Source organism: Streptomyces sindenensis, assembly GCF_014649035.1.
Taxonomy (GTDB): Bacteria; Actinomycetota; Actinomycetes; order Streptomycetales; family Streptomycetaceae; genus Streptomyces; species Streptomyces sindenensis.
In genome coordinates this window covers 54,937-75,917 of sequence record NZ_BMSG01000034.1, presented here as the reverse complement: position 1 = coordinate 75,917, position 20,981 = coordinate 54,937, and the positions used below count along the sequence as shown (strand labels likewise).

Annotated in this window: 16 protein-coding genes, 1 tRNA gene and 1 riboswitch; of the genes, 10 read left to right on the top strand and 7 right to left on the bottom strand. The window is 74.1% G+C overall.

Annotated features, from left to right (window positions below):
* Window positions 1-180: 180 nt before the first annotated feature.
* Complete coding sequence (locus tag IE145_RS28070) at window positions 181-1,104, top strand: TetR/AcrR family transcriptional regulator (protein ID WP_373296643.1); 924 nt, start codon at window positions 181-183, stop codon at window positions 1,102-1,104.
* Between the two features lie 293 nt (window positions 1,105-1,397).
* Window positions 1,398-3,401, top strand: coding sequence for a sigma-70 family RNA polymerase sigma factor (locus tag IE145_RS28065; protein ID WP_189528235.1), 2,004 nt, complete (start codon window positions 1,398-1,400; stop codon window positions 3,399-3,401).
* 81 nt (window positions 3,402-3,482) lie between these two features.
* Here IE145_RS28065 and IE145_RS28060 read toward each other — a convergent pair whose 3' ends face one another.
* Window positions 3,483-5,594 carry an asparagine synthase-related protein gene (locus tag IE145_RS28060; RefSeq protein ID WP_189528234.1) on the bottom strand — a complete coding sequence of 704 codons (2,112 nt, stop codon included), beginning with the start codon at window positions 5,592-5,594 and terminating at the stop codon, window positions 3,483-3,485.
* Window positions 5,595-6,447: 853 nt separating this feature from the next.
* Here IE145_RS28060 and IE145_RS28055 point away from each other — a divergent pair.
* The 4 genes from IE145_RS28055 (at window position 6,448) to IE145_RS28040 (ending at window position 11,923) form a co-directional block, all read left to right on the top strand.
* Window positions 6,448-8,028: an NsdA family TPR-like regulatory protein gene (locus IE145_RS28055; RefSeq protein ID WP_189528233.1), complete on the top strand. Its 1,581-nt coding sequence runs from the start codon at window positions 6,448-6,450 to the stop codon at window positions 8,026-8,028.
* Between the two features lie 121 nt (window positions 8,029-8,149).
* Window positions 8,150-9,406, top strand: coding sequence for an L-2-hydroxyglutarate dehydrogenase (gene lhgD / locus IE145_RS28050; RefSeq protein WP_189528232.1), 1,257 nt, complete (start codon window positions 8,150-8,152; stop codon window positions 9,404-9,406).
* Window positions 9,399-10,388, top strand: a complete 990-nt coding sequence (gene trmB, locus IE145_RS28045) for a tRNA (guanosine(46)-N7)-methyltransferase TrmB (protein ID WP_189528231.1) — start codon at window positions 9,399-9,401, stop codon at window positions 10,386-10,388. Before lhgD ends, trmB begins: the two co-directional genes overlap by 8 nt.
* 74 nt (window positions 10,389-10,462) lie before the next feature.
* Complete coding sequence (locus IE145_RS28040; RefSeq protein WP_189528230.1) at window positions 10,463-11,923, top strand: PrsW family intramembrane metalloprotease; 1,461 nt, start codon at window positions 10,463-10,465, stop codon at window positions 11,921-11,923.
* A gap of 212 nt (window positions 11,924-12,135) precedes the next feature.
* On the opposite strand, the gene IE145_RS28035 is transcribed toward IE145_RS28040, so the two are convergent.
* The 4 genes from IE145_RS28035 to IE145_RS28020 all read right to left on the bottom strand — a co-directional run bounded on the left by IE145_RS28035 (window position 12,136) and on the right by IE145_RS28020 (window position 15,919).
* Window positions 12,136-13,167, bottom strand: a complete 1,032-nt coding sequence (locus IE145_RS28035; protein WP_189528229.1) for a M23 family metallopeptidase — start codon at window positions 13,165-13,167, stop codon at window positions 12,136-12,138.
* Window positions 13,168-13,178: 11 nt separating this feature from the next.
* A riboswitch (cyclic di-AMP (ydaO/yuaA leader) is annotated at window positions 13,179-13,331 on the bottom strand.
* 256 nt (window positions 13,332-13,587) lie between these two features.
* Window positions 13,588-14,811, bottom strand: coding sequence for a PP2C family protein-serine/threonine phosphatase (locus tag IE145_RS28030; RefSeq protein WP_189528228.1), 1,224 nt, complete (start codon window positions 14,809-14,811; stop codon window positions 13,588-13,590).
* Between the two features lie 142 nt (window positions 14,812-14,953).
* Window positions 14,954-15,700: a MerR family transcriptional regulator gene (locus IE145_RS28025; protein WP_189528227.1), complete on the bottom strand. Its 747-nt coding sequence runs from the start codon at window positions 15,698-15,700 to the stop codon at window positions 14,954-14,956.
* Window positions 15,701-15,845: 145 nt separating this feature from the next.
* A tRNA-Met gene (locus IE145_RS28020) sits at window positions 15,846-15,919 on the bottom strand.
* A 304-nt stretch (window positions 15,920-16,223) separates the two neighbouring features.
* Between IE145_RS28020 and IE145_RS28015 the strand changes: the two genes are divergently transcribed.
* The 3 genes from IE145_RS28015 to IE145_RS28005 are packed head-to-tail and all read left to right on the top strand — an operon-like array spanning window position 16,224 to window position 18,748.
* The gene (locus tag IE145_RS28015) at window positions 16,224-17,588 is read left to right on the top strand and encodes an MBL fold metallo-hydrolase (RefSeq protein ID WP_189528226.1); all 1,365 of its coding nucleotides are present in this window, start codon (window positions 16,224-16,226) and stop codon (window positions 17,586-17,588) included.
* A gap of 42 nt (window positions 17,589-17,630) precedes the next feature.
* Window positions 17,631-18,008, top strand: coding sequence for a rhodanese-like domain-containing protein (locus IE145_RS28010; RefSeq protein ID WP_189528225.1), 378 nt, complete (start codon window positions 17,631-17,633; stop codon window positions 18,006-18,008).
* Window positions 18,005-18,748 (top strand): sulfite exporter TauE/SafE family protein, encoded by a 744-nt coding sequence (locus IE145_RS28005; protein WP_189528224.1) that lies wholly within the window; start codon window positions 18,005-18,007, stop codon window positions 18,746-18,748. The genes IE145_RS28010 and IE145_RS28005 overlap by 4 nt, the downstream gene beginning before the upstream one ends.
* Before the next feature lie 17 nt (window positions 18,749-18,765).
* Here the strand turns inward: IE145_RS28005 and IE145_RS28000 are convergent, their stop codons facing one another.
* Window positions 18,766-19,053, bottom strand: coding sequence for a metal-sensitive transcriptional regulator (locus IE145_RS28000; RefSeq protein ID WP_030117304.1), 288 nt, complete (start codon window positions 19,051-19,053; stop codon window positions 18,766-18,768).
* Between the two features lie 83 nt (window positions 19,054-19,136).
* On the opposite strand from IE145_RS28000, the gene IE145_RS27995 reads away from it, so the two are divergent.
* On the top strand, window positions 19,137-19,712 hold the full coding sequence (locus tag IE145_RS27995) for a rhodanese-like domain-containing protein (RefSeq protein WP_189528223.1): 576 nt from the start codon (window positions 19,137-19,139) through the stop codon (window positions 19,710-19,712).
* Window positions 19,713-19,929: 217 nt separating this feature from the next.
* On the opposite strand, the gene IE145_RS27990 is transcribed toward IE145_RS27995, so the two are convergent.
* On the bottom strand, window positions 19,930-20,880 hold the full coding sequence (locus IE145_RS27990; protein WP_189528222.1) for a helix-turn-helix transcriptional regulator: 951 nt from the start codon (window positions 20,878-20,880) through the stop codon (window positions 19,930-19,932).
* Between the last annotated feature and the right edge of the window lie 101 nt (window positions 20,881-20,981).

Sequence of the window (20,981 nt, the reverse complement as noted above, 5' to 3'; positions counted from 1 at the left end):
CGGATCGGATCGTGGTCCGATCGGGGGGCGGCCCATGCGGAACAACCCCCTTCTGAATTGACGCGGGCTCAACTATGTTCGTAACCCGTCGGGGTGTCGGGTGCGGATTTCGTATGGCTCCGCTCCCCGACGGAAACGGCGGGAAGTCTCCGGGGGGAGACGTCATAACCGGGGGAAGTTATGCATATTCAGGATAGTCATGGCCAGACTGCGCTCTCGCACGCTTCCGATGACACGGGACGCCTCGGCTCCGTGGGTGCGCTGGGCGTCATGAGCTCGGCCGACGCTGTTCGTTCCGCGGCCGCGGTGAGTGCCGCGACGCTGGGTTCAGCCGCTGCCGGCCAGGCCCCGAACGGGGCGACGACGACCGGAACGGCGACGACGGGGACCGCGGGCGCGCCGCGCTCGGCCCCGCTGCGGGTCGACGCGCAGCGCAATCTGGAGCATGTGCTGCGGGCGGCCCGCGAGGTGTTCGGGGAGCTGGGTTACGGCGCCCCGATGGAGGACGTGGCCCGTCGGGCACGCGTCGGCGTGGGCACCGTGTACCGGCGGTTCCCCAGCAAGGACGTGCTGGTCCGCCGGATAGCCGAGGAGGAGACGGCCCGGCTGACCGAGCAGGCGCGGACGGCTCTGGGGCAGGAGGAGAAGCCCTGGTCGGCGCTCTCCCGCTTCCTGCGTACGTCGGTGGCGTCGGGCGCGGGCAGGCTGCTGCCGCCGCAGGTGCTGCGGGTCGGGGTCGACGGTGAGGAGCAGCCGGGTGGGCCGGCGGCTGCGGAATCCGTGGACGAGACCCGGGTTCCGCAGCAGCGGCAGGGCGTGGGCCAGGAAGAGCTCCGCGGCGTCGGCCGCCGCCCCGCCGGGGGCGGTGACGGGCTGGAGGGCCTCGGCGAGGAGACCGGCGCGGTCGAGTTGCTGGAGGTCGTGGGACGGCTGGTGGACCGGGCACGGGACGCCGGTGAGCTGCGCCGGGACGTGACGGTGGCCGATGTGCTGCTGGTCATCGCCACGGCGGCTCCCTCGCTGCCGGACGCCGCTCAGCAGGCCGCGGCTTCGGCCCGGCTGCTGGACATCCTGCTGGAGGGGCTGCGGTCGCGCCCGGCGTGACGGCCGGGGCCGGTGGCCCCGCGCGGGTCGGCCCGCGCTCGTCCGCATCGCCCGGGCGTGTCACCTCGCTCGGGCGTGTCACCTCGCTTGGCCGCGTCGGCATCGCTCGGGCTCGTCGGGATCGCTCGGGCGCGTCGACGGAAGGGCATTCCCCGAATGAGGGAGCTCTAGTACTCACATTCGGGAAAACGCCCCGGATGAGTGGTTGGCGGGGCTGAGAGGCCAACACGATTGAGCCATGTGGCAGTCTTGGCCGGTATTCGGGTCCGAGGGTGTATACGGGGGCTTCCGCGATGAGCGGTAACGAGCAGCAGGAAGAGCCGCTCGGCGAGATCGCTGCGGCCGACAGGGACACGAAGGCGGACGGCCTGTCCGCCGGACAGGTGCCGGTCCAGGCTGTGCGCGGCCCGTCGGGCGGCGAGGACGAGGGCGGCACCGTCCTGCCCGGCCCGTGGCCCGCCATCGCCGAGGAGGACACGTCCGGCGGGGCCGCCGGTGCGGGCTCCGGCCCGCACGCGGTTCCGCAGCAGCGCGCCGGCCGCAGCGGGGCCCCCGAGGCCGGTCCCTCGGACGCCCGGCTGATCGAGGACATGCGGGCGGGCGACGACCAGGCCTACGAGGAGCTGTTCCGGCGGCATTCGGGCGCCGTGCTCCGCTACGCCCGCAGCTGCTGCCGGGACGCGCACACCGCCGACGACCTGACGGCCGAGGTGTTCGCCCGCACGCTCCAGGCGGTACGGGGCGGGAAGGGGCCGACGGAAGCGGTCCGCGCCTATCTGATGACCGCCGTCCGCCATGTCGCCGCCACCTGGACCAAGAGCGCCAAGCGGGAGCATCTGGTCGACGACTTCGCGGTGTTCGCCGCGCAGGCGACCCGCTCCTCCGAGCTCTCCGACGACGACACCCTCGAACTCGGCGCCGACGTCCTCGCGATGCACGAGGCCGAGCAGTCGATGGCGATGCAGGCGTTCCGGAGCCTCCCGGAGCGCTGGCAGGCGGTCCTGTGGCACACGACGGTGGAGGAGGAGTCGCCGAGCGAGATCGCCCCGCTGTTCGGCCTCACCGCCAACGCCACCGCCGTGCTGGCCAGCCGTGCCCGCGAGGGGCTCAAGCAGGCGTATCTCCAGGCCCACGTCAGCCAGGCGCTCACCACCGGCGGGGACTGCGCGCAGTACGCCGACCGGCTCGGCGCCCATGCCCGGGGCGGGCTGCGGACCCGGGCCGAACGCGGGCTGCGCAAGCATCTCGACGCGTGTGCCAAGTGCCGGGTGGCCGCGGGCGAGCTGGACCATGTGAACGCGGGGATTCCGGCGCTGCTGCCCGTCGCGGTCATCGGCTGGTTCGCCGCCGGGTTCTCGCTCAAGGCCGCGGGCGTCGTGGCCGGTGGTGCGGCCGGGGCCGCCGGGGCGGGTGCCGCCGCCGCGGCCACCGGGTCCGGTTCCACCGGCGGGGCCGCCGGGGGAGCCGCGGCGTCCGAGGGGCTCGGGGCGCCCGCGAAGGCGGGGATCGCCGCCACCGTGGCGGTGGCCGCCGCGGCGGGTCTGGTCTGGGCGCTCGTCGGCGACGACCAGCCGAAGCCGGAGCCCAAGCCGGTCGCGAAGCCCCCGGCCGTGGCGCCCGCCGTGCCGACGCCAGAGCCTCCGCCGCCGTCCCCGAAACCGGCCCCGAAGCCACCGGCCGCGCCCGCGCCCCCGCCACCGGCCCCGCCCGCGGCGGCCCCGAAGCCCACGCCGACGCCGAGTCCCACGCCCTCGCCCGAGCCGCCGCCGAAGCCCGCTCCCCCGGCGCCGAGCCCGCCGCCGTCCCCGAAGCCGACGCCGACGCCGACGCCGACGAAGCCCACACCGCCGCCGCCCGCACCGGAGGTGTACCAGGTCAGCGAGTTGGCGTATTCCGTGTTCGGCGACCACACCGAGCCGGAAGTGGCGATGGGCCGGAGCAGTTGGGTCTGGCAGCGGTCGAACGTGTCGATCGCCTCCACCCGTTACGCGCACGGGGCGACCGTGCACGCCCGCTCCTCGGTGACCATCCAGCTGAACCGGCCGTGCACGCGCTACGAGGCCATGGTCGGGGTGGACGACCTGACACGGGGGCTCGGTGCGGTGCGCTTCTCCGTGTTCAACGGGGACGGGGCCCGGCTGTGGCGCTCCCCGTTGATGCGGGGCGGCGACCCCGCCGTCCCGGTGAGCGTGGGCATCGCGGGCCAGTCCTCGATCCGCCTGGTGGTGGAGCCTGAGGGGCCGATGGGCGGGGTGGCCCTGGCCGACTGGGCGGAGTCCCGGATCAGCTGCGCCTGAGCCGTACACGCGTCGCGCATCTCGTGGCCGGGGCAGCGGGGCTTCGGCTGCCGCGACCATGAGACGTACGGCGGATTCCGGTCAGGGCTGGAGTGTGCGCCGGGCCGGGACCACTCCACCCGCGACCGCGCGCTGGCGCGGGGCGGCCGTGCCCGTCCAGCAGGTGCCTCGGCGGGTCACCAGGCGGCGCAGCCACAGTTCGGTGGAGGCCAGGTCCGCCAGACCGTCCAGGGGCAGCGGCTCCCCTTCGGACGCGGCGCGCAGGGCCTTGCGGACCACCCGGGCCTCGACCAGGCCCGCGTCCGCCAGCAGCGGAGCGTCGAACAGGGCCATCAGCTCGGGCAGCGCGGTGCGCAGGCCGGTCCGGGTGACGGCGGTGGAGGTGGCCTGGGAGGGCGTTCCCCAGCCGGGCGGCAGATCGTGGATGCCCGCCCCGCCGAGCACCCGGCGCAGGATCGCGGCCCGTGCGCCGGGCTGGACGCGCAGCGACTCGGGCAGGGCGCGGGCCGCCCGGACGACCTGGTTGTCGAGGAACGGGGCGTGCAGCCGCTGGCTGCGGATCTCGGCCGCCTGCTCCAGGATCCGGTGGTCGGCGGCGGCGCGGGCGAGGGTGGCGCGGGCGCGGGCCTCACCGGGGCGCTGTACGGAGGTGGGCCGGATCGCCGCCTCCTGAAGGCGAACCGATACGTCGGCCAGTGCCTCTCCGGTCAGCCAGCGCGCCGCGGGCCCCGGCCGCGACCAGGCGAGGGCGGCGAGCGAGGCGTCGGCGGGGGTGGCGAGGTCGGGGGCGTGACGGTTGGCGTCGGGGAGGAGTCCGGCGGCGGACTCCAGGCCGGTGCGGTACGACGTACGGGCCAGGCGGCGGGCGGCGCGGTAGACCGTCAGCGGGACGAACAGGGAGTGCGCCGTGGGGCCTTCGGCCTTGGTGAGGGCAGCGACGGGGCGCAGGAGGTGGCGTCTGCGCCGGTCCATCAGGAGGTCGGCGAGGCGGGCCGGGTGGGCGTCCAGCACCTGGCGGGCCCCGGTCCCGACGAGGTGGTCGGCGCTGCCCGCGGAGAGCCGGCGGCGGTGGCGTTCGGCGAGGACGAGGGAGGGAGCCGGTTCGTCGGTGAGCGCGCCGGTCTCCAACGCGGCGTACGGCAGGGCCTCTTCGCCCGCCGCGACGACCACGTGGTGCAGGCGCGGGTTGGCGGCGATGGCGCGGGCCCGCTCCATCTCGCCCTCGTTGCCGCGGGTGGTCAGGTCGTTGAGGGTGACGGCGAGCAGCCGCTCCCCGGCGCCGGTGCCGTGGCCGAGGAGGGTGCCGGGCAGTCCGGGCAGCCCGGAGGCGAGCAGGGCGAGGGTGGCGGACGCGCTGCCTCCGGAGAGGTCGGCGCCGATGCCCGCGACGGGTCCGCCCCGGGCGGCGCGCCGGTCGGCGGGGCCCATGCCGGGGACGGGCCCCGGGTCCTGCGGCATGCTCTCCGGCGCGTGGCGCGGGGCCGTGAGCCGGGCGCGTACGGCTTCGACGAGCGCGTCCCGTACGCCCTCCACCGCGTGCACCGGGTCGGCCTGGGGTGCGGCGACGGCGAGCGAGGCGACGGCCTCGTACCCCGTGATCTCCCGTGAGCCCTCGCGCAGGATCAGGGCGTGGCCCGGCGGGACCCGCCGCACGCCCTCGTAGGGTGTGCCGTCGCCGAGGGCCTCGGGGGTCTCCGGGCAGGCGAGCAGGGCGGCGAGGTGCCCGATGTCGAGCTGGGCCTCGATGAGGTCGGCGAGCGGCAGGGCGGCGGTGGCGTAGGCGGTGCCGCCGGCCCAGGGGGTGTGGAAGACGGGCCGGGCGCCGGCGAGATCGCCGGCGACGGTGATGCGGCGGCCGATCTGGACGACGGCGGTGTAACTGCCGGGCCAGGCGGTGAGATGGCGCATCGCGCCGCCGCGTGCGGCGAGCAGCCCGACGCGGAGCTGTTCGTCGGTGGCGCCGCAGCAGCCGAGGACCGCGAGGCGGACGGTGGGGGCGCCTTCGGGGGTGGCGACGCCGATGACGCGGATCTCGTCGGGGCGCCAGTCGCCGACCGCCCAGAGCGGATCCGGGTCGCCCCACAGGAGTTGGGAGCCCACGGGGTGGACCGTGCGCCCCTCTCCGCCGTTTCCGACGGCGCCGACGGTGCCGAAGCTCGCGGCGATACTGCTCCATCCCACCAACCAACGCATCGCCGCCTCCACAGGCTGTGGACAAACGGCGCACGAGATGAGCGAAAACGCCGCTGCGGGACATGCTGCCACGACAACGCCGCAGGAGAGGGTGTACGGGCAGCGCACGCCGGAAGAGCATGCGCCCCTGGCAAAGGCCCGACGCGGTCTTCACCGCGACGACAGCAACGGAACTGCCGGTTCCGGGAGTTGCGGAGGCCGGCCGTACGGTCGCCGCGCCGCCCCGGCCCGCCCCCCGAGGCAGGGGAGGGGCCGGCGCCGCCCGAAAACAGCGGCGATATCCGGCCATAGTCGGACCGTTGGCCAGACCATCAGCGGACCGTCGCTATTCGGCCATTCTCTCGAAGTGCCGCCCTGCGCGCATACCGTGCCGCGCCCCCCTGGCGACCCCTCCACGCACAGTCCGGGAGGTGGGCCTCACCTCCCGGACCGGTCCGCCGCCCGCGGGGAATGGAGCGGCGGTTTCCCCCAGCCCACTGAGTCCAGTGCAGCGGGCCGACCCACGCAGGACTCAGCCAAGCGCCACGCGACGGGGCGGGCCAGAGCGCACGGCCGGGCGCACGGCCACACACCGGGAGCACGCCGCACCCCGGCCGGCGCACCCCCGCCGGAGCACCCGGACCGCCCGCACGGACAACAATCCCGCCATCCGGACGTCCGCCCCTTAACGGTAGGGATCGGGAGAACTACGCTGTGTTTACTGGTGTTCTCGACAGGGGGGCATATTCCTCGGGGCTCGGCCACATGCGTGTGCAGGCGGAGTACGAGGGTTCGAACCTGGGGAGGCATCGGTACGAATGCCGCGCGCCGTCCTCGGTGACGCGGCGGCCGTCTGTGTGTCGAGGGGTGGCGCATGTCCAGGGAGCAACGCGGGCCGAACGAGAAGCTCGGCACGGTTCTCGCCCTCGCGGGAATCAGCAACGCCGGGCTCGCCCGGCGGGTCAACGACCTCGGAGCACAGCGCGGTCTGACACTTCGCTACGACAAGACCTCGGTGGCCCGGTGGGTCGCCAAGGGGATGGTGCCGCAGGGCGCTGCGCCGCATCTCATCGCGGCGGCGATCGGGGCCAAGCTCGGCCGCCCGGTGCCGTTGCACGAGATCGGCCTCGCCGACGCCGACCCGGCCCCGGAGGTCGGTCTCGCCTTCCCCCGGGACGTGGGCGAGGCGGTCCGGTCGGCGACCGAGCTGTACCGGCTGGATCTGGCCGGGCGGCGGGGCGGCGGCGGGATCTGGCAGTCCCTGGCGGGATCCTTCTCGGTGAGCGCCTACGCGACGCCCGCTTCCCGCTGGCTGATAACCCCCGCCGACCCGTCGGTGGCCCGGGACCCGACGGCGGCGCAGGCGGCGATCCTCGGGGCGCGCGGCGGCGGCCCCGAAGGCCCCGGCACGGCCGGAGCCCAGGGGCCGGGGAGCGCACCGGACTCCCGGGGCGCACACATCCTCCACACCGGCGGCGGCGCGGCGGGCTCGGTCCCGGCCCAGCCCGGACCGGAGTCCGTGGCGGACGCCTCGCCGCTGCGGGTCGGCCACAGCGATGTGTCGAAGCTGCGCGAGGCGGCCCAGGACGCCCGGCGCTGGGACTCCAAGTACGGCGGCGGCGACTGGCGTTCCTCCATGGTTCCCGAGTGCTTACGCGTCGACGCCGCACCCCTGCTCCTCGGCTCGTACACCGACGAGGTCGGACGGGCCCTGTTCGGCGCGTCCGCCGAGCTGACCCGGCTGGCCGGCTGGATGGCCTTCGACACCGGTCAGCAGGAGGCCGCCCAGCGCTACTACATCCAGGCCCTGCGCCTGGCCCGGGCCGCCGCCGACGTCCCGCTCGGCGGCTATGTCCTCGCCTCGATGTCCCTCCAGGCGACCTACCGCGGCTTCGCCGACGAGGGCGTCGACCTCGCCCAGGCCGCCGTCGAGCGCAACCGGGGCCTCGCCACCGCCCGCACCATGAGCTTCTTCCGGCTGGTGGAGGCCCGCGCCCATGCGAAGGCCGGCGACGCACCGGCCGCGGGGGCCGCGCTCAAGGGGGCCGAGAGCTGGCTGGAGCGGTCCCGGGCGGGCGACGCCGATCCGTCCTGGCTCGGCTTCTACGGCTACGACCGGTTCGCCGCCGACGCCGCCGAGTGCTACCGGGACCTGAAGGCCCCCCGCCAGGTTCGGCGCTTCACCGAGCAGGCGCTCTCCCGGCCGACCGAGGAGTTCGTCCGCAGCCACGGACTGCGGCTCGTCGTCTCCGCCGTCGCCGAGCTGGAGTCGGGCAATCTGGACGCGGCCTGCGCCGCGGGCACCCGGGCGGTGGAGGTCGCGGGCCGGATCTCCTCGGCCCGCACCACGGAGTACGTGCGCGATCTGCTGCACCGCCTGGAGCCGTACGGGGACGAGCCCCGCGTCGCGGAGCTGCGCGAGCGGGCCCGCCCGCTGCTGGTCACCCAGGCCTGACCCGGACGCACACTCCGCCCACCGGGCCGGTGCCGGGCGGGGTGTGCGCCACGCCCCGCCCATCTCGGGTTTGAGCCGGTTGTCAGTGGGTCAGTGCACTATCGGGGTGGGAGGTGGCGTGATGATGACGCACGCGGCGTACGACTGCGATGTGCTGGTGATCGGCGGCGGGATCGTCGGTCTGTCGACCGCGTATGCGCTGACCCGGGCGGCCCCGGGGACCAGGGTCACGGTCCTGGAGAAGGAGCGCGGCCCCGCCCGCCACCAGACCGGCCGCAACAGCGGCGTGATCCACAGCGGCATCTACTACCGCCCCGGCTCCCTCAAGGCGCGGTACGCGCTCCGCGGCTCGGCGGAGCTCGCGGACTTCTGCGCGGAGCACGGAATCTCCCATGCCACCACCGGCAAGCTGATCGTCGCCACCGAGCGCTCCGAGCTGCCCCGGCTGCACGCCCTGGTGCAGCGCGGCCGCGAGCACGGGCTGCCCGTGCGGGAGCTGGGCCCGGCCCAGATCGCGGAGCACGAACCGGAGGTCCGGGGCCTGGCGGCGATCCGGGTCGGCACGACGGGCGTCTGCGACTTCACCGCCGTGGCCACCCGCTTCGCGACCGAGGTCACGGCGGCGGGCGGCATCGTACGGTACGGCGCGGAGGTCACCGCGGTGGACCGGCGCCCCTGGGGCGTCGCGGTGCGCACGGCGGACGGCCTGGTCGTCCGGGCCAGGGTGCTGGTCAACTGCGCGGGGCTCCACTGCGACCGGGTGGCCCGCCTCGCCGGGGACGACCCGGGGGTGCGGATCGTGCCGTTCCGGGGTGAGTACTACGCGCTGGCCCGCCCCGAGCTGGTGCGCGGCCTGGTCTACCCGGTGCCGGACCCGGCCTTCCCCTTCCTCGGCGTCCACCTGACCCGCGGCTTCGACGGCTCCGTCCACGTCGGGCCGAACGCGGTCCCCGCCCTCGCCCGCGAGGGATACACCTGGCCCCGGGTCCGCCCCGCCGAACTGCTGTCCACGCTGAGCTGGCCGGGCACCTGGCAGATCGCCCGCCGCCACTGGCGGTACGGGGCGGGCGAGGTGCACCGCTCGCTGTCCCGGTCCGCGTTCACCCGGGCCGTCCAGCGGCTGCTGCCCGCCGTCACCGAGGACGATCTGCGCCCGTCGCCCGCCGGGGTGCGGGCCCAGGCGGTGCTGAAGGACGGCACGCTGGTCGACGACTTCCTGATCCGCGAGGCCCCGCACACGGTGCATGTGCTCAACGCCCCGTCGCCCGCGGCGACGGCGTGCCTGCCCATCGGACGGGAGGTGGCACGGCTCGCGCTGCGCCGGGCTCGGGGGACGGGGTGGAAGCCGCCCGCCGTAGAATCCGGTCATTGTGTCTGAGCAGCCCCTGAACCCCACGCCCGCCGGATCCCACGACGCGACGCCGACCGACGAGATTCCGGCCGGCCCCGCGCGGTCCGGCTCCACGGCGGCCGACGCGCTCGCCGACGCCACGACCGGCGCAACGACCGGCGACGCCACAGTCCACGAGTCCCGGGCCGCCGACGCCGCGGCCGGCGCAACGGCGGCCGAAGCCTCGGCCACCGACGAAGCCGCCGCGCTGCGGGCCGCCTCCTTCGAGCGGGCGCGCCGGCTGCGCATGGAGCCGCGCTTCCCCGGCGGCCCCGCCGCCGACCCGGCCGGTTCGCACCACGAGCGCCGGATCCGCAGCTTCCAGCCGCGCCGCAGCCGGGTCACCACCGGCCAGCAGGAATCCCTGGAGCGGCTGTGGCCCAAGTGGGGCCTGGACATCGACGGCAAGCGCGTCCTCGATCTGGCCGAGCTGTTCGACGGGCTGCCCGTGGTCCTGGAGATCGGCTTCGGCATGGGCGAGGCCACCGCGCAGATGGCGGCCGACGACCCGGGCACCGGCATCCTCGCGGTCGACGTCCACACCCCCGGCCAGGGCAACCTGCTGGGCCTTGCGGACAAGGCGGGCTCGACGAACGTCCGCGTGGCCAACGGCGACGCGGTCATCCTGCTGCGCGAGATGCTGGCCCCCGAGTCCCTGGACGGCCTGCGGGTCTACTTCCCCGACCCGTGGCCCAAGGCCCGGCACCACAAGCGGCGGCTCATCCAGCCCGAGTTCCTGGACCTGGTGGCCCCGGTGCTGAAGCCCGGCGCGATCGTCCACTGCGCCACGGACTGGGAGCCGTACGCCGAGCAGATGCTGGAGGTCCTCACCGCGCACCCCCGCTTCGAGAACACCGCGGCCGACGGCGGATACGCGCCGCGTCCCGCGTTCCGGCCGCTCACCCGCTTCGAGGGTCAGGGCCTGGACAAGGGGCACGTCGTCCACGACCTGCTGTTCGCCCGCGTCTGACGCACCGGCCGGCCGTCGGGCGATGGCCGGATGCGCCGTCGCCGGGTGTCAGTGCTCCTCGTTAGGGTCGAAAGGTGTCCGACCCCTCCGCGCGACCCCAGCAGGCGCACCCCTCCGTCCCGGCCCTCCACGCACAGCGGCTCGACGAGGTCCTGGGCTCCGCGCCGGAGCACGGCCGGGCGCGTTACCAGGCGCGCCGCGTCGGCATGGTGTGGCGCAGCAAGGTGTTCCGTGCCGGGGCCGTGACCGTGGCGCTCCTGCTGTGCGGGCTGCTGATCCTGGCCCTCGTCCGCGAACAGACCGGCCCGGAGGGGTTCCTCGTCGGTCTGGGCCTGGCAGTGCTGCCGGTCCCGCTGCTGATGGCGGCGTTCCGCTGGCTGGACCGGGTCGAGCCGGGCCCCTGGCGGAATCTGATCTTCTCCTTCGCCTGGGGCGCGTGCGCCGCCGCGCTCGTCGCGATCATCGCCAACTCCTTCGCGACGCGCTGGATAGCCACCGCGACGGCGGACCCGGCGAGCGCCGACACCCTGGGGGCGACGGTGATCGCCCCGATCGTCGAGGAGAGCGCGAAGGCGGCGGCCGTGCTGCTGATCTTCCTGTTCCGCAGACGGGAGTTCAGCGGGGTGGTGGACGGCATCGTCGTCGCCGGCTTCACCGCGACGGGCTTCGCGTTCACCGAGAACATCCTCTATCTGGGCAACGCCTTCGGCGAGGACCAGCAGCTCGGCAGCTCCGGGTTGGCCTCGGTGACGGCGGGGACGTTCTTCGTGCGGATCGTCATGTCGCCGTTCGCGCACCCCCTGTTCACGGTCCTCACCGGCCTCGGCTTCGGCTTCGCGGCCGTCAGCGCCCGCCGCCACCGGGTCCGCCGGATCGCCCTGCCGGTGCTGGGCCTGCTGCTGGCGATGGGGCTGCACGCCCTGTGGAACGGCTCGTCGGCCTTCGGCCCGTACGGCTTCCACACGGTGTACGGGATCGTCATGGTCCCGGCGTTCGCCCTGGTCACCTGGCTGGCGATCTGGTCGCGCCAGCGGGAGCTGCGCACGCTCGCCGCCGAGCTGCCCGCGTACGCCGCGGCCGGCTGGCTCACCCCCGCCGAGCCGACGGCGCTCTCCTCCATGCGGGCCCGGGGCATGGCCCGCGACCTGGCCCGCCACTGGCAGCGGGACCGGGCCCGGGGGCGGGCGGCGGCCCGCGCGGTCGCGGAGTACGAGTCGTTCGCGACGTCGCTCGCGGGTCTGCGCCGCCGGGCCCGCCACGGCGCGGTGGGCCCGGACTTCGGCGCCCGGGAGCGGGAATTGCTGCACCACCTGTGGCAACGCCGGGACATCGCGGCCCCGGCCCTGGCGCACGCGGCCCGCCTCACGTCCCACCGTGGTCCGCACCACGCACACCACGCGCACCCCGGCCATCGCGCGCCGATGCCGTACGGGCCCCCGTACGGACGGCCCCAGGCACAGCCGGTCGGATACGGATACGGGTACGGCTACGACCACCCCGGCTCCGTCAGTCCGACGCCTCGGCCGCGCCCTTGATCGTGCCGGCCGCGAGGCGCCGGAGGTGAGGGGTCAGCGGGCCGGGCGGGCGGCGGTATTCCGCACCGTGCCCCATCCGGGCATGCCGCCCCTCCCCCGGACAGACCGGCAGCCCTGACGTCGGGGGGTGTGCGTCAGGGCTGCCGGGGTTTCGGGTGTGGGCCGCCGGGCAAGGGCGGCCCGGGGCCGACGGGGAGCGCCGGCCCGGGGGCTCAGACCGAGAGGCCCTTGCTGTTCAGCCAGGCCATCGGGTCCATCGCCGAGCCGCCGGCGGTGCGGACCTCCAGGTGGAGGTGGACGCCGGTCACGTTGCCGCTGTCGCCCATGCGGCCGATGGTCTGGCCGGTGGTGACCTTCTGGCCGACCGAGACCTCGATCGAGGACTGGTGGGCGTACCAGATCTCCGTGCCGTCATCGAGCTGGAGCACTGTGCGGTAACCGTACGAACCGGACCAGCCGGCCGACGTGATCGTGCCGCTGTGCACGGCCTTGAGCGGCGCACCGGCCGACCCGGCGAAGTCGAGACCGGTGTGCTGTCCCGAGGACCAGAGCGCACCGGACTGACCGTAGGTCGAGGTGATCGTGTACGAGGAGGTCGGCAGCGAGAAGCTGGCGGCGAGCTTGGCGAGACGCTCCTCCTCCGCCTTCTTCCTCGCCGCTTCCTCTTCCGCCTTCTTCTTCGCGGCGGCTTCGGCCTCGGCCTCGTCCTGCTGCTTCTTGGCCTCCTCCGCCGCCTTCTCGGCAGCGGCCTTCTCGGCAGCCGCCTTGGCCTCGGCGTCGGCGCTGGCCTGCTGCTGCTCGGCCTGCTGGAGGATCCGGGCGCGCAGTGCCTCGCCGGCGTCGGTGCCCTGCTCGGCCTCGGCGCTGGTGAGCCCGGCGGTGGTGAGGGGCGCGGCGGCGGCGACCGGGGCGGCCTCCGCGTCGTCGGACATGAAGGACCCGACGCCGGGAAGGGACTTGGCGTCGGGGAGGTTGTCCGCGATGGAATCGGGAAGAGAGATGGAGACGGGTGCCTTGTCCTGAGCGGTGGCCATGCCACCCGCTCCGACGGCCGCTATGACGCCGACCCCGAGGACGGTGGAGCTACGGGCCAGACCACGCTGCTTGGCCACGCGGTGCCTGCCGCGCACGGGACGGATGGAGTCCTCGGTGGGATTCCACTCCCCCACGGACCGCTCGGCGCCACCGTAGCTGTCGGGGCTGAAGGGTGACGGGGCCTCAGGGGCAGGCTTGTTGGACGCCACGTGGGCGCACTCCTTTCCTTCCTTCTCGCCTACCGGGTTAGCTGACGGGTTCGGAGCAGGAAGGTCTCCTACGGGCCCCTCCGCCTCTGACGAGACGCAGGCGTCCGATTCACCCCATGTAGGTGGTTCCCCGGTTTCCTTGCGGAATTCGGCGCTCGCGCGCGGCGCCGTCCCTGACGACGACTGTGACGACCGCGCTGCGTTATCGAACGTTAATAGACACCCGGGCCCGATTCCAAGCTGTTCCTGTTGATCATTAACGAACAGGGGCGGGAGGTACAGGTCACAAGCGGGTGGAATCGGGCGACCTGACCGTGGCTCAGCCACACGCCTTTTTCTGACGGTGTATCAAATGTTATGCGGAGCGGTGCGCTTCGATTACGCACCGTGCCATCCCGTCCGCCTCAGTGGGCCGCGTCCTCAGTGGGCCGCGTCCTGGTCGCCCCGGCCCACGATCTTCACCGTCGTCCGGCGCACGGGCTGCCCCTCCGCCGGCCGGCCGACCGCGATCAGCGCCATGTCGTCCGTGGCGTGCCCGCCGGTGTGCAGCCGTACGTCGTCGGTCAGCGCCGACAGCAGCTCCTCCGGCCCCGGGAAGATCCGGCCGCGCAGCCGGGTCGCCGGATCGTAGAAGACCCCGTTCGCGTCCCGGGCCTCGGACAAACCATCCGTGAAGGCGAGGAGCGTCGCCCCGGGAGGCAGCTCCCACGCGTCGGCGCGGTCCGGCCACACCCCGAGGTCCATCCCCAGCGGCAGGGCGGGCACGGAGGGCGCCAGCACCTCCAGGGCCCCGTCCGCGTGGAGCAGGATCGGCTCGGGGTGGCCGCGGTTGACCAGGCGGACCGTGGCCGCCCCGGGCGGGATCTCGGCCAGTACGGCGGTGATGAACCCCTCCATGGCGTCGAGCCCGTACCGCCGCGTCTCCTCGCGGGCCAGCGCCCGCTCCAGCCGCTGGGCCACGCCCTCCAGCGACCGCTCCTGCTCGGCGGCCTCCCGGAACGCCCCGATGATCACCGCCACCGCCTCGACCGCGTCCAGCCCCTTCCCGCGGACGTCACCGACCACGACCCGTACGCCGTACGGGGTGTCCGCGACGGCGTACAGGTCGCCGCCCACGAACTCGTCCGCCTGGGCCGCCTCGTACCGCGCGGCCACCTGGAGCCCGCCGATCCGCTCGGCCGGTGTCGGCAGCACGGCCCGCATGGCGGTCTCCGCGATGACCCGGGCCGAGGCCAGCTGCTCGTTGCCGCGCCGCACGACGCCGTTGATGACGAGGGCCAGCGCGGCGGCGGTGAGCACGGTGACCATCTCGATGACGGGGACGACCTGGGTGGACGTCCCGTCGGAGAGCCGCATGACGGTGACGGAGACGACGGAGGCGATCCCCGTGCGGACGGTCCGGGACCGCGAGAAGAAGGGAGCGGCGATCAGGGGGGCCGCGACGAAGAGGGGGACGGCGCTGAAGTTGGGCGGGGACAGCGCGTCGAACACCAGTCCGCCGATGATCAGCAGGGCGGGCAGCAGCCGGACGAACCGTCCGGTGGCCCGTCCGCCGGACGTCAGCTCCCCCTCCCGGGAACCGAACACCGCACGGCCCACGGCGTCCACGCCCCCCGCCGCTCCGCTGCGCCGTCCCTCGGCCATCCCCACCTGTGCACTCCTGCCCGGTCCACCCACGGCTGCGGACGGTACCGCGCCCCGTCCAGGCTTCCCGGAGCCGCGCCGAGCGGCGACCGGGCATCGGCCGAATAGGGGGAAATCGCGGTGGCGGCCCGGCCCGCCGTGGTCAGTCGGAGAGCCGGTGCCGTGCGTAGACCGTCAGTGCGTCACGTACGAAGGCGGCGGTGCCGTCTCCGTGGCGATCGTAGTTCCTTCCGAAGCGGGGATCGGCGACATACATCTCCCCGAGCCCGATCACGTACGAACGGCTGGGCTCCTTGGCCGAGGACAGCCAGGCGCAGTGCCGCCGCGCGAGCTCCTGCGCCTCGGGCCCGTCGGCGGCGAGCCCGGCCTCCCTGGCCCGGCCCCAGTCGCGGGCGATGGCCTCGTGCTCGTCCTGGAACGCCTTCTTCTCCCCCTCCCCGAGCGAACGCCACCAGCGGTCGCCCTCCTCGTACGCGTCCCGGCCCCAGCGCTCGGTGACCTCCTGCTCGTGGGCGGTGTGGTCGAATCCGTCGAACACCTCAGCGGCCATGAGTTCCATCCCCTCCTGGGTCTTGTGGAGCGTGGTCCGCACCGAGGCGATCTGCCGTCCGATGCGCGTCTGCTCCTGTTCGAGCAGACGCAGATGCGCCCGCAGCGCCACCGCCGTGTCCCGCTGCCCCTCCAGTACGTCCTTGATGGCGGGCAGCGACAGCCCGAGCTCCCGCAGCAGCAGGATGCGCTGCAGCCGGACGAGGGCGTCCTGGTCGTAGTAGCGGTAGCCGTTGCTCCCGATCCGGCTCGGCATGAGGAGACCGAGGTCCCCGTAGTGCCGGAGCGTGCGGCTCGTGGTGCCGGCCCGGCGGGCGATTTCCTGAATGGACCACTCCATGCCGGAAACGCTAGATCTTTACGTTGCGTCAAGGTCAAGCGTCCTCGACCGGACCCGGAGAACGACTCGGGCCCGGGAAACGGCTCGGACCCGGGAAACGACTCGGGCCCGGCACGCTGTCTGCGTGCCGGGCCCGGATCTTCAGTAGCGGGGACAGGATTTGAACCTGCGACCTCTGGGTTATGAGCCCAGCGAGCTACCGAGCTGCTCCACCCCGCGTCGATGAACACAACTGTACGGCATTCCAGGAGTGCCGTTGACCAATTACTCCCGGCGCCCTGTTCGGGGCACCCCTGCCCGGTGCACCCCGCAGCGCACATACGGCCGCCGGTCCGGGGCGATCACCGGCCGGGCGCGACCGCGAAGCGTCCGCCGCGCGGCCACGGCCTGCGGCCCGGGCACCCGGCCGGAGACCCCCGCCACTGCGGCCGCCCCCCTCCCGGGGAATATACCCCCGGGGGTAATGATGTTAGAGTCCATGACATACCCCGGGGGGTAATTTATGCACGGAAGGAGTATCGCGGTGTTCTTCGTTGACGTCATCGAACTGGAGGGCCTGGGCAACCGCAGCTACCTCGCCGGCGGCGAGACCGCGGCGGTGGCGGTCGATCCGCCCCGGGACATCGACCAGGTGCTGGCCGCGGCCGCCCGGCGCGGGGTGCGCGTCTCCCACGTGGTGGAGACCCACATACACAACGACTACGTCACCGGCGGGCTGGAGCTCGCCCGGATCACGGGCGCCGTCTACCTGGTGCCGGCGGGGGCGAACGTGTCCTTCGCCCGGACCCCGGTCTCCGACGGCGACACGGTGGACGTCGACTCCGCGGCCGGACTGACCCTCAGCGCCGTCGCCACTCCCGGACACACGCCGCATCACACCGCGTACGTGCTGGCGGAGGCGGGCCGTCCCGTGGCCGCGTTCACGGGAGGATCGCTCCTCATCGGTACGGTCGGCAGGCCCGATCTCGTCGAGCCGCGGCTGACCGAGCAGCTGGCCCGCGCCCAGCACGCCTCGGCCCACCGGCTCGCCGACGCCCTGCCCGACGACACGGCCGTGCTGCCCACCCATGGGTTCGGCAGCTTCTGCTCGTCCGCGCAGGCGGACGGCGACGCGACGACGATCGGCAGGGAGAAGACCGCGAACACGGCACTGACCGCGGACGTGGACACCTTCGTCGCCGAGCTGCTCGCCGGACTGGAGGACGTGCCCGCCTACTACGCGCACATGGGCCCCGCCAACGCGGCCGGCCCCGACCCGGTCGACCTGACCCCGCCCGCCGTCGCCGACCCGCAGGAGATCGCCGCACGGCTCGCGGCCGGGGAGTGGGTGGTCGATCTCCGCAACCGCGTCGCCTTCGCCGAGGGGCATGTGGCGGGCTCGTTCAACTTCGAGGCGGACGGCAAGCTCGCCACGTACCTCGCCTGGATGATCCCGTGGGGCAAGCCCGTCACCCTGCTCGCCGGAAGCCCCGAGCAACTGGCTTCAGCTCAGCGGGAGTTGGCCCGAGTCGGTATCGACCGGCCGGCCGCCGCCGCGACCGGAGGCCCCGAGGCGTGGCTGCGCGACGGTGAGCGTCCGGCCTCGTTCCCGCGAGCCACGTTCGCGCGGCTCGCGGCCGAGGGCACGGAAGAAGCCGTGGTGCTGGACGTGCGCCGGGACTCCGAGAGGGCAGAGGGCTGGATCGAGGGCTCGGTCCACATCCCGGTCCACGAGGTGCACCGCAGGCTCGGCGAGGTGCCGGACGGCACGGTCTGGGTGCACTGCGCGGGCGGCATGCGCGCGGGCATCGCCGCCTCCCTGCTGGATGCCGCCGGACGGCGGGTCGTGGCCGTCGACGACGGCTTCGACGCCGCCGCCGAGGCCGGACTGACCGTCGTCACCGGCTGAACCCGCCCCGAGCGCAAGGCGAAAGAGAAAGGGAGAGCGACGATGTTCCTCTTCGGCAGCAAGTCGAGCGGCAGGGCACCGCGCCTGTCCGTGCGCGAAGCGCGCGACCGTACCGGTGGTGAGCGGCCCGAGTCCGTCCTGCTGGATGTGCGGGAGGAGCCCGAGTGGAGGGCCGGGCACGCCCCGCACGCCCTGCACGCCCCGTTGACGGAGCTGGTCGCGGGCGGCGCCCTGCCGGCCTCGGCACGGGGCCGGGCGCTGGTGGTGATCTGCCGTAGCGGGCACCGCTCGCGGCAGGCCGCGGAGCTCCTGGCCGAACGGGGCGCGGACGCGGTGGACGTGGAGGGCGGCATGAACGCGTGGGCCGCCGCCGGGTATCCGGTCGTCGACGAACGCGGGAACAGCGGCTCGACAGCATGAGCACCCTCGTCCTCGCCCTGATCGCCGGGGCCGTCGTCGGGCTGGCCCTGGGCGCCCTGGGCGGCGGTGGCAGCGTGCTCGCGGTCCCCGCCCTGATCTACCTGCTCGGCTTCTCACCGGCGTCGGCGTCCACGGCCGCCCTGATCATCGTCACCGCGACCTCCGCCACCGCCCTGTACGCCCACGCCCGCGACGGAGACGTCGCCTGGAGGACCGGCGCCCTGTTCGCCCTCGCGGGCATCGGGCCCGCCTTCCTCGCCGGAGCCGCCGCCGGACACCTCCCGGCCGCCGTGCTCACCGGGGCCTTCGCCGTCGTCGCGTCCCTGGCCGCCCTGCGGATGCTCCGTCCGGCCGCCACCGGGACGCCCGAGCGGGTGCGTCCCGTCAGGGCGGCCGGTGCCGGCGCCGGACTCGGCGCCGTGACCGGGCTCCTCGGCGTGGGCGGCGGGTTCCTCGCGGTCCCGGCGCTGGTGGGGGTCCTCGGCCTGCGGATGAAGCAGGCGGTGGGCACCAGCCTGCTGGTCATCACCGTCAACTCCCTGGCCGCGCTCACCTCACGGACCGGGACGGGCGGTGAGCTGCGCTGGGAGGTGATCGCCCCGTTCGCCGGGGCCGCGATCCTCGGAGCCTGGGACGGCAAGCGGCTCGCGTCGAGGATCACCGGACGGACCCTGCAGCGCGTCTTCGCGTTCGTGCTGCTGGCGGTGGCGGCCGTCATGCTCGTCGACGTGGTCGTCTGAGCCGGCCGCCCGTCGCCTCAGGCCAGCGAGAGGAACAGCTTCTCCAGCCGAGCGCGCATCGCGTCCCGGTCCTCGCCGGTGCGGCTCCCGTCCTCCATCTCGGTCAGGCACTGCTGGAGCCCGGTGGCGATGATCGCGAATCCGGCCCGGTCCAGCGCCCGGGAAGCCGCCGCCAACTGCGTCACGACCTCCTCGCAGTCCCGCCCCTCCTCGATCATCCGGATCACACCGGAGATCTGCCCCTGTGCCCGGCGAAGCCGGTTCAGCACCGCCTTCAACTCCGCACCCGCCAGATCAAGCTCCATCATCACTCCTCACCGCATACCCCCAGGGGTAAATATACTCCGCGCGAGCGGGGCCCCGCCGACAGCAAAGGATGACACCCGCCATGACCCAGCCCACCACCCTCGGCACCGGCGAAGCCCGTACCCGGCTGCACGAACTCACCGTGATCGACGTCCGCACCCCCGGCGAGTACGCGAGCGGGCACCTGCCCGGCGCCCTCAACATCCCCCTCGACGGGCTCCGGCGGGCCCTGCCCGACCTCCGGTACGCCGCCGAGCGCGGGGACATCCTGGTCGTCTGCGCTTCCGGCACCCGGTCCGAGAACGCCTGCCGCGTGCTCGCCGAGCACCACATCGCCGCGGCCACCCTTTCCGGGGGCACCGGCGCCTGGGCGGCCGACGGCCACGACCTGCACCGCCCCCGGACCACGGTCCGCGCGGCCTGGGGCATGGAACGCCAGGTCCGCTTCACCGCGGGAACCGCCGTCCTGACCGGCCTCCTCCTGGGCGTCCTCGTCCACCCGGCGTTCCAGCTCCTGTCGGCCAGCATCGCCGCGGGGCTGGTCTTCTCCGCCCTCACCAACACCTGCGGCATGGCCGCCCTGCTGGCCAGGCTCCCCCACAACCGTCCGCGCGCCACCGACCTCGCCGCCACCCTGGCCGAACTCCGCAACCGCTGAGCGGACGGAGAAGGCGCCTCCACCCGGCCCGGGTGGAGGCGCCTTTTCCGTGAGCCCTCTCCCACCTGACGGTGGGGCTGTGGGGTTGGCCGGTGCGGGCTGTACGGAACGACGAAGCTCGTCCGCCCGGCGCGGGACCTGCCGCTCCGGGAACCCCTCGGCCCGGCCTCGGCCGCACGGCCCGCGGCCCGTGATCGACAGCACCGCCCACGAGGCGTCAGCCGCCGTATCGCTCGACGAGGGCCTTGCCGATCGAGGCCAGGCGGTCCCGGACCTCCGGAGGGCCGGTCACCTCGACCCATTCGACCAGCCCGGAGAGCTCGCCGGCGAGGATGTACTCGTCGGGGCCGCGGATCACGACCTCGACGCGGCCGTCGGCCGTGGAACCTCCCACGTCGAGCCGGTCGCCGAGCGCCATCCGGAGTATGTCTGTCCCGTCGGGTGTGCATACCGCCCGGACCTCCAGCGGCGTTCGTCTGCGATCGACCTCTTCGGCGATCTCGTTCCAGCTCTCGGCGAGGTCGAAGTCCCCGGGCCGGTGCACGGGGTCGCCGGTCGGGTCGGCGGACGAGACGCGGTCGATCCGGAAGATCCGTCGGCCGGCCCCGGTGTCGGAGACGAGGTACCACACGGGGCCTTTGGCGACGATGCCCAGCGGGTGGACGGTTCTGCGGGTTTCGACGCCTTTGCTGTCGACGTAGCCGAGCGACACCTGGACGCCGCTGATCACCGCGTCCTGGAGTTCGTCGAGGAAGCGGGGCGGCCGGGGATCGATCCGGCTCGCTCCCCATCGCTGCGGGTCGACGACCAGCGACGCCGCCGCCGCCTCGGCCCGCACCCGGAAGGGCTTCGGCAGAGCATGGACGAGCTTGCGCAGAGCCGTCCTCATCGCCGGCGTCGCATCCGAGGCCGGGCCGACAGCCAGGAACAGGGCGCGTGCCTCACCGGCGGTCAACCCGGACAGGTCGGTACGAGCCCCGCCCACCAGGCGCCAGCCGCCCCCTCGGCCCTGTACGGAGTACACGGGCACCCCGGCCATGGCCAGGGCGTCGAGGTCACGGCGGGCGGTGCGCTCGGAGACCCCCAGCTCTCGGGAGACCTCTGCGGCCGTCACCTGCTCACGCCGTTGGAGCAGGAGGAGCAGGGCCACCAGGCGCTCGGATCGCATACCGACAAAACTCCCATAAAAACCGGTCATGGGGTGACCGGTTTGGGCAACAGGGTGGCGACATGCCCTCGTCGAGAAGGCCGACCGCCGGCGAGCGCCCC